General features: G+C 48.8%; 7 protein-coding genes. 4 read left to right on the plus strand and 3 right to left on the minus strand.

Annotated elements, in window-relative coordinates; translation table 11 throughout:
• Positions 1–119: 119 nt before the first annotated feature.
• Entirely contained in the window at positions 120–1,820 is a 1,701-nt protein-coding gene (locus C7R91_RS06310) for a sigma-54 interaction domain-containing protein (RefSeq protein ID WP_047071312.1), read from the plus strand.
• A gap of 858 nt (positions 1,821–2,678) precedes the next feature.
• On the opposite strand, the gene C7R91_RS06320 is transcribed toward C7R91_RS06310, so the two are convergent.
• Both C7R91_RS06320 and C7R91_RS06325 read right to left on the minus strand, forming a co-directional pair.
• Positions 2,679–4,325 (minus strand): peptide ABC transporter substrate-binding protein, encoded by a 1,647-nt coding sequence (locus tag C7R91_RS06320; RefSeq protein WP_047071311.1) that lies wholly within the window; start codon positions 4,323–4,325, stop codon positions 2,679–2,681.
• 218 nt (positions 4,326–4,543) lie between these two features.
• The gene (locus C7R91_RS06325; RefSeq protein ID WP_047071310.1) at positions 4,544–5,611 is read right to left on the minus strand and encodes a M24 family metallopeptidase; all 1,068 of its coding nucleotides are present in this window, start codon (positions 5,609–5,611) and stop codon (positions 4,544–4,546) included.
• A 148-nt stretch (positions 5,612–5,759) separates the two neighbouring features.
• Between C7R91_RS06325 and C7R91_RS06330 the strand changes: the two genes are divergently transcribed.
• The 3 genes from C7R91_RS06330 to C7R91_RS06340 are packed head-to-tail and all read left to right on the plus strand — an operon-like array spanning position 5,760 to position 7,566.
• Positions 5,760–6,032: a (2Fe-2S)-binding protein gene (locus C7R91_RS06330; protein ID WP_047071309.1), complete on the plus strand. Its 273-nt coding sequence runs from the start codon at positions 5,760–5,762 to the stop codon at positions 6,030–6,032.
• A complete protein-coding gene (locus C7R91_RS06335) occupies positions 6,029–6,364 on the plus strand; it encodes a (2Fe-2S)-binding protein (RefSeq protein ID WP_047071306.1) in 336 nt (111 codons plus the stop codon). The genes C7R91_RS06330 and C7R91_RS06335 overlap by 4 nt, the downstream gene beginning before the upstream one ends.
• The gene (locus C7R91_RS06340) at positions 6,361–7,566 is read left to right on the plus strand and encodes an NAD(P)/FAD-dependent oxidoreductase (protein WP_047071304.1); all 1,206 of its coding nucleotides are present in this window, start codon (positions 6,361–6,363) and stop codon (positions 7,564–7,566) included. The genes C7R91_RS06335 and C7R91_RS06340 overlap by 4 nt, the downstream gene beginning before the upstream one ends.
• 30 nt (positions 7,567–7,596) lie before the next feature.
• Here the strand turns inward: C7R91_RS06340 and C7R91_RS06345 are convergent, their stop codons facing one another.
• A complete protein-coding gene (locus tag C7R91_RS06345; RefSeq protein WP_047071302.1) occupies positions 7,597–8,382 on the minus strand; it encodes a DUF2161 domain-containing phosphodiesterase in 786 nt (261 codons plus the stop codon).
• Positions 8,383–8,460 lie beyond the last annotated feature (78 nt).

Below are 8,460 nucleotides of genomic sequence, written 5' to 3' on the forward strand. Positions count from 1 at the left end.
GATCCCCAAAACATTTCGTCTAAATTCTTTGACAACTCAAAGAGCGAATGTATAATAAATGAGAAAATGTTCGAAATTTTATACACTTGAACAACCTCTTTTAAAAAGGGATGATCGGGTTGAATCACAAACTTCCTGCCTTAACCGAGTTGCTACAGACAAACATACGTATTTTCAACGATCAAGAGCTTCTCCCTCCTTATTTGGACGAAACCGTTCCTGTATTTGCCCTGCGTCAAACCAGCTGGCATGTCGCCGATTCCTCCCATTTAACCGCCAATTTGACGATTGATTGCACAAAAGCCCCTTGGGAACCAGCTGCTGTGACGACACTTGATTCAACATTGGCCGACGCCATCCACCTGCTAGCTACTCACAACTATCTCCTGATCGAAAAACTGCCTGGAGTCCCTGTCGGCTACCTTCATCGAGGTGCAGTCATACAAGCCATTTTTTCCTCGTATGAGATCTTGGAAGCGTATTTCGAGACGATGATTAAGACCATGGATGCATCCATATCCGTTATCGATGAAAAAGCGCGTGTGATGGTTTGGACAGAAGGGGCTGAACGAATCTTTTCCCTGAAAGCAAAAGAAACGATTGGTCGCCCGATCACCGAATTTTTCCCGCTCGAAATGCTTGAAACACTCAAATCACTCCAAAGCGGACAGTCTCTCTACCGTCATCAGCATCAGCCACGAGAGGATCTCGTCGTGCTCATCAATACCAATCCGATCTATTTGCATGACAAAATCATCGGTGCTGTCGCGGCGGAAACGGATATCACGAGCCAAGTCCGACTGAACCAGGAGCTGTTGAACGCCAATAAAAAAGTGAATCACTTGCAGCAGGAAATGGCGAAGCTCAGTCCAACACCCGATCCATTTGCACAGATCAAGGGAACGAGTCTCCCCATTCGCCATATCCAGTCCATGATCCAAAAGCTCAGCGCTACACAAGCAACCGTCTTGATTACAGGGGAAAGCGGCGTCGGCAAGGAGCTTTTCGCCAAAGCCGTGCATGATGTGCGGGAAGGCTCCAATGCGCCCTTTATCGCCATCAACTGCGGTGCGATTTCACCTACTTTGTTTGAAAGCGAGCTTTTCGGGTACGAAAAAGGTGCCTTTTCTGGTGCGGATCAAAAAGGGAAAAAAGGAATGATTGAGCTGGCACGTGGAGGAACGCTGTTTCTCGACGAGGTCGGAGAAATGCCGCTCGATATGCAAGTGAAGCTGCTTCGCGTGCTTCAAGAGAAAAAGTATTATTCGGTCGGAGGGACCAAGCAGATTGAGGCGGACTTCCGCGTGGTTGCCGCCACGAATAAAAATTTGGAGGAGTTAGTGAAGGAAGGGAAGTTTCGCCAAGACCTATTCTATCGGCTCAATGTCGTGACCTTGAAAATTCCTCCGCTTCGAGAACGCATTGAAGATACAATTGAACTCGCCCACTTTTTTCTCTATGAATTCTCTTTGCGTTACAACCGTCCCATCCATGCCATCTCGCAAAATGTGATGCAAAACCTGCTTCAACACGACTGGCCAGGCAACATTCGCGAGCTGCGAAATGCCATTGAACGATTGGTGGTATTTGCGACAGACGGTATTATCAAGGAAGAGGATTTGCCGTATTCCTTGCAAGCTCAGACGAAACAGGTCCCGATTGAGCTCCCTCCCGATCTTTTTTCGCTGCAAGAAGAAATCGAAGCGCATGAGCGCCGTGTCATTTTGCGAGCCATCGAGCTGGAAAACGGCAACAAGCAAGCGGCTGCGAAAAGACTTGGTATATCGCGGGCCACGCTCTATAACAAATTGGGTAAGTAAAAAAGAAAAAACGTTGTCCTTCAACGGTTGTTCATGGAGAAGCCCTGCCACATGTTTTCCAGTCGCCTGTATCCTCTCTTCGTTCGGGCGGTCTCCTTCCAAACATGTGACAGGGCTTTCGAGCTGTTAGATGTTCTTCCGGCTTTTCAAACCTATTTTGGTTGGTCATGGTAGTTTTCTTGTACTAGCTGATCTTCTTGAGTGATCAATCTTGATCGTGAAGCATTTTGGGTTCGTTTTGAAGATTCAATGATCTCGAGTTGTTCATCTTCCTTCTTGGATCGACTTGCAATCATTTTTCAGCAAAGCCCCGTAGGAAGAAGCGAATTTCCAGTCCAAGCGCCTCTGGAGCCCACCTCAGCGTAGGAAAAAATGGCGGGGAATTTCAGCTTCACTCATGAAATCCTTCATTGAAACTTCTACGTTTGAAGCGCTCCCGCCATTTTTTCCGAAGCGGACAGTCAATCCCCTTTGCGGGGCGTAGGCCGAAGCGTAGACTGGAAATTCGCTTCTTCCCTCCACTACAGCCGCTTCTTACACACCAAAAACGCACGCCAACGCAAACAAAAATCAGGAAACCTTCGCCCCTCTTTGGGCGGCAACACCTCAGACAAAATACGGATCAATTCCATGGTTGATTCCTCCCTGCGTCGCCATTTGTGGATCACAGACATCATCAGCCATTTCGATTGCGTTTCGCATGTCTTTTCCATCCGCTGCACAGTTACTAGTTACTGGTAAAATCACACCGACGAGTATCTCGCCAACGTCTGCACCTCCAGTAGAAGCTCCTTGATTGGCACATCGCCGCGACTATCACGCTTCCCCATTTTTTCATAGCCCATCCCCATTCAAATATCATTCGATTGATGCCCATTTCCAGTCGATTGCGCCTAGACCATCCTGGAAAACTCCTTTTACCTTGTCATTCTTCACCCATGTATGCGTATAGAAGTAGATCGGCATAATCGGCATTTCGTCCATCATGATTTGCTCGGCTTCACGCAAAATCGACTTGCGCTTTTCCGGATCACTCTCGGTGGCGGACTGATTCAGCAGCTCTTTGAATCTCGGATTCTCCCAGCGCGTATCATTGTTTCCTCCGTCCTTTTCCTTGAACAGCTCCAGGAAGTTGATCGGATCGTTGAAGTCACCCGACCAGCCGAGACGCCCGACCTGGTAGTTGCCCTCGTGCATGGTCTCGAGGTACACCTTCCATTCCTGATTTTCCAGCTTCACATCTGCTCCAAGGTTTTGGCGCCATTGGTCCTGAATCGCTTCTGCGATCTTTTTATGCCCTTCCGACGTGTTGTAGCTGAGCTTAATCGGCGGCAGTTTAGAGATGCCCAGCTCTTTCATTCCTTCTTCTAACAGCTTTTTGGCCGTTTCTTGATCATTGTCTTTGAAATAACCGCCCGTATTGAGTCCCATTGTCGGAGGAACTGCTGCCATCGCTGGCTGCTGATTCGCTTGGAGTACGTTGTCGATTAAGATTTGACGGTTAATGGCGTAGGCAAAAGCTTTACGAATCTTCACGTTATTGAACGGAGGTTTCTCTGTATTGAACTTATACCAGTAGGTAGCACCGACAGGCTTCACTTGCAGCTTTCCGCTGTCTTTAAGAGCTGGCATCGCATCTGTTGGCAGCGAGCTTAACGGACTGCCTGCCCAGTCAATCTCGCCGTTTTCGAACATGGACAGCTCTGTGTTTTCATCCTCCACCATCGAGAACTCAATCTTGTCCAGCTTGACACTATCTTTGTCCCAATAGTTGTCGTTTTTCACGAGTACCATTTTGCTTTTGTGTTCCCAAGACTCCATTTTGAAAGGACCATTTCCTACGTGTGTTTTAGCCTCTCCAGCCCATTTTTCATCGGCCTCGACTACTTTTTTATTTACCGGGAAATAAGTTTGGAAGGCGGTTAGCTCCAGAAAAAACGGGGTTGGATTCGTCAACTCTACTTGCAGAGTCTTGTCGTCCAATGCTTTTACGCCGACATCATCCAAGCTTCCATTTCCTTTGTTGGCCTTCTCCGCATTCTTGATGTAATAGAGCTGGTAGGCGTAATTGGACGCTGTCTTCGGATCGAGAGCACGCTTCCACGCGTATTCGAAATCGTGGGCAGTTACCGATTCTCCGTTGCTCCATTTGGAGTCTCTCAGCTTGAAGGTATATATTTTCATATCACTCGATACTTCAATCTTCTCGGCTACTGCTTCCTCTGGCTTGCCCGAAGACCCGATGCGTGTCAGCCCATCAAAAACTGCTTTCACGATGGCAGCAGAAGTCGTGTCTTCCGCAAGTCCAGGATCACCTGTAGGTGGTTCGGAGTGAAGATTCCAGCGAAGGACTTGTGTTTTTGCTGGTTCTTTAACCGTGGTGTCAGGTGCTTGCTGTGTGCTCGACTGACCACTCTGTGCTGCTTGCTGTCCTCCTCCACATCCTGCCAACGCTAATCCCACGACTGCTACGCTACTCATTACTGCAAACATACTCTTTTTCATTGGCTCAACCCCCATTATTCAGTCGTCATATATTTTTTCAGAATTATCAGAATGCAAAAGATGTGCCAAAAATGAAAACGACGGTGGCTTCGCTCTTAGGTTGGTTGTTGTAAACTTTTTTGTACACTGTATACCTTGTCGTGTTTCAAATCTTAGACACCGCTGTTAGACAAAAAAACCTCAGCCCACTTACTCGGCCAAGGCTTTTGACTCTCGATTTACAAAATGATCAATTCGCGCGATGAATGTGTCAGCACCTCATTGCCACTCTCTGTGACAACCAAATCGTCTTCGATACGGACCCCACCAAGCTCTGGGATATAAATCCCCGGCTCCACGGTCAAAATCATGCCTTCTTGGAGAACAGCGGTGCAGCGTGTGGACATAAATGGCTCTTCATGAATATCGAGGCCCACTCCATGCCCCATCCCATGTCCAAATCGCTCGCCATAGCCGTGCTCCGTGATGTAGTCCCGTGCGAAGGCGTCTGCCTCTTTCCCGGTAATGCCGGGACGAATGCCTGCAACAGCCCGATTGCGTGCTTCCAAAACGATCTCGTAGATGGCTTTGAGCCGTTCATCAGGTGTGCCGACAGCAACCGTACGGGTAATATCTGAACGATATCCTTGGTACAAAGCACCAAAGTCCATCGTGACCATATCGCCCGCGTCAATCGTTTTTTCACTCGCTACGCCATGAGGAAGTGCGGAACGATAGCCAGAAGCAATAATGATGTCAAAAGCAGAGCCCGACGCCCCTTCCTTTCGCATGAACATTTCCAATTCGTTAGACACTGCGAGCTCTGTGATACCAGGACGCAGGAAGGATGTAATATGGGAAAATGCCGCATCGGCGATTTGCGCAGCCGTTCGGATGATCGCCAGTTCTTCCTTTGTCTTCATCATCCGCAATCCCTCAATGACACCTGACGTCGGAATGAATGCTGTTTGGACGACCTCACTGTATTTGCGATGCAAAGCAAATGAGACATTCTCCTCCTCAAAGCCGAGATGGTTGATCCCCATCGCTTCCGCCTGGCGCGCTACTTCGCTGTAAACGGATTCTTTTGTCGGCAAATAAACGATCTCAAAGCCTGTTGCTTGTGCTTGCGCTTGAGATGTGTAACGGAAATCTGTAAAAAGCTTGGCCTGGTCCCTTGAAATGAGGACAACCCCGTATGTACCTGTAAAGTTTGTGAGGTATCGGCGGTTTTGTCCATTGGTGATCAACATCCCGTCAATCCCAAGCGAATCGAATTTCTCACGCAGTCTTGTTACCTTTTCCATCTCTGTCATCCCTCTTTTGTTTGTTGAGATTGGGCTGTTTCTTTGAGAATATTCAGCAAGTATTGTGCCAGCTAGGACGTTCTCACTCGCTTTCCCATGGCACGACACTTGCATTTTTCATCAAGTAAGAATGAAAGGAGGCTTCATCATGGAATCGCATCCATTGATTATCTGCCGTTGTGAAGAAGTAACTCTCGCTGAATTGGTAGAGACCGCCCAAACCTACCAATGTACCGCACGCGAGCTCAAGCTACGGACCAGAGCCGGCATGGGCTGCTGCGGTGGGAGAACCTGCCGTACATTGATCGATCAGGTCATTCAGCAAGTAACTGGCCAAGCGCCTTCTCATACTGTACCTCTTGGATACCAACCGCCTATCCGTCCCGTCTCATTTCAAACGCTTGGGGGGCAACGGGCATGAGACAACGAATTGATCGCCATCCGGTCCTCGGTTCAATCGGTGACAGAAAGCAGCTTCCTTTTTATTATAACGGCTCTGTTTATACGGCTTACGAAGGCGAGACGATTGCGGGAGCTCTTTTAGCCGCAGGAGTCCGTACACTTCGGGTGCATGAGGAAAAAGGAACACCGCGAGGAATTTACTGCAATATCGGTCACTGCTATGAATGTCGCGTGCATGTAGACGGTGTCCCGACTGTGCGTGCTTGTATGACGCTTGTGCAGGAAGGCATGCAAGTGAATGCTGGTTCTGTCCTTCCTACTCCCTTGAAAAAAGGAGGGCATGGTGCATGATCGACCTTCTCATCATCGGGGCTGGACCCGCGGGCTTATCCGCAGCAATTGCAAGTGCAAGGCAGGGATTGGCTGTTCGTGTAATCGATGAGTTCTATCGCCCTGGGGGCCGCTTGCTTGGACAGCTTCACGAAGAACCGGACGGTGTGTGGTGGAATGGACTGGATGAGGCTGCTCGTCTCACGCAAGAAGCGATTGGGCTTGGCGTAGAGATCCGTTGCGGCGTTTCCGTCTTCCATTTGACCCCATCTCAAAATTTCTGGATTGTTTCTACCACAGTGGGGGAAATGATAGCCCCGTTGCTCCTGATTGCTACGGGGGCTTCTGAAGCAGCCGTGCCTGTGCCAGGGTGGACGTTACCTGGCGTGATGTCCATCGGAGCTGCTCAAGTCATGACGAACGTGCAGCGCGTGCGAGTAGGACAGCGCGGAGTCGTCATTGGAATCAATATCTTATCGGTAGCGATATCCAGGGAATTGCAGTTGGCTGGAATTACGGTGGATCGAATGATTCTCCCACCTAGTACGACTGTCAGTGACACTGCGGGGCAACCACAAGCAGTGCTGCAATCTTTATTGCGTGTCGCCCATCTTGCCCCTTCTCTGATGATTCGATGGGGAAGCAAACTGATGAGAAATTCATGGATGCAAAAGCTGTCAATGGCCCTCTACCCCTCAAACGGGTTTTCTATGTGGGATATCCCGATTCAACTTCGAACAGCAGCATTGGAAATCATCGGAACCTTTCAAGTCGAGGGTGTTCGTATCGCCCGAGTAGCTGCCGATGGTTCAACCATAGCTGGAACCGAACAAGTCATTCCGGCTGATTTCGTCTGTATCGCTGGCGGATTAAGCCCACTCGCTGAATTGGCAGCGATTGCCGGGTGTCCTTTTGCCTATGTTCCCTCCTTGGGTGGGCATGTCCCCTTACACAATGAAAGCATGCGAACACCAGTCCCCGGACTCTATGTTGCAGGCAATATCACGGGAATTGAAAGCGCCAAAGTGGCAATGGCTCAAGGCACGGTCGCTGGACTTTCTATCGCCAAAGCTCGGGGAAAGCTAACGAATGAACAGCGGTTATCGGATGCCATTCAGCAGGTGAAAATCGTCCGCCAAAACGCAACGATCCAGTTCCATCCAGACATTGTGGCTGGGCGTGCACTGGTGGGGAAAATGACTGCAGAATGGATCGCACACTAATTCATTCCTTCACTAGGAAAAGGCAGCCTGTTATTCCTTCACGGCAGGCTGCCTTTGTTTTTCTGCGTCTAGAGTAAGCGTACTGTGAATTTCCTCTGCCTGTTCTCGATAATAAGCAATGAGCTCAGGGTACTCCGCGATTTCTCTCTCTCCTGTCGGAGTGATCGCATACAGGCCGCGTTGCACACGGGTAAACCACCCATAATGATTTTGGATAAGAATCGACGAGGTTTTCTCCCCCGCCCCTTTCCTCTTGAGTAATTTAGGCGATAACGGCCCATACTGCTGAAGCAACGTCGCGATTTGAATGCAGCTCTGCTTGTAGGCCGTCATGAGCTTGGTTTGATAGCTGCCGCCAACATTGTAATCGCCGTATCTTCCCCGCATCTCTTCAATGATGCGGTTTCGCTTTTTTTGATTGAATTGCTTGCTTTTTACCCGATCAAACGGTCCCGGTGAAATATTCACTTCCATGACTGCGGGCCCTCTTTTTGGAAAGGACACGAGAATGAGACCGAGCTCTAGACGTCTAACCAAGTAGCATATATCTTGCCACTTTTTCGAAAACAATTTGTATTTGGGCTTCGGGATCGCCATATAAACAAAATCGGTATAGCGTTGGCGCTTTGTTGCCTGTATGAGCAATTCCACACTTAGGTTGCGCTTAAACTCAACGATGATCAGTTCCTCACCTTTGATGGCCGTTAAATCGCAATGCTTGACCTCGCCAAAAACTTCATATCCTTGTGCGACAAAATAATTCCGAATCGGTTCGTACATGTCAGCTTCATATTTTTTCTCTGCTTTCGGTTCCATGTGCTCCCCTTCTCTTATAGGAAAAAGAGCCAATCCAGTGGATTGACTCCTCTCTTCGTTATTCCTTCAAAACTGAAT

Origin of the sequence: Brevibacillus formosus, from assembly GCF_003013405.1 — a bacterium.
GTDB classification, from domain to species: Bacteria; Bacillota; Bacilli; order Brevibacillales; family Brevibacillaceae; genus Brevibacillus; species Brevibacillus formosus.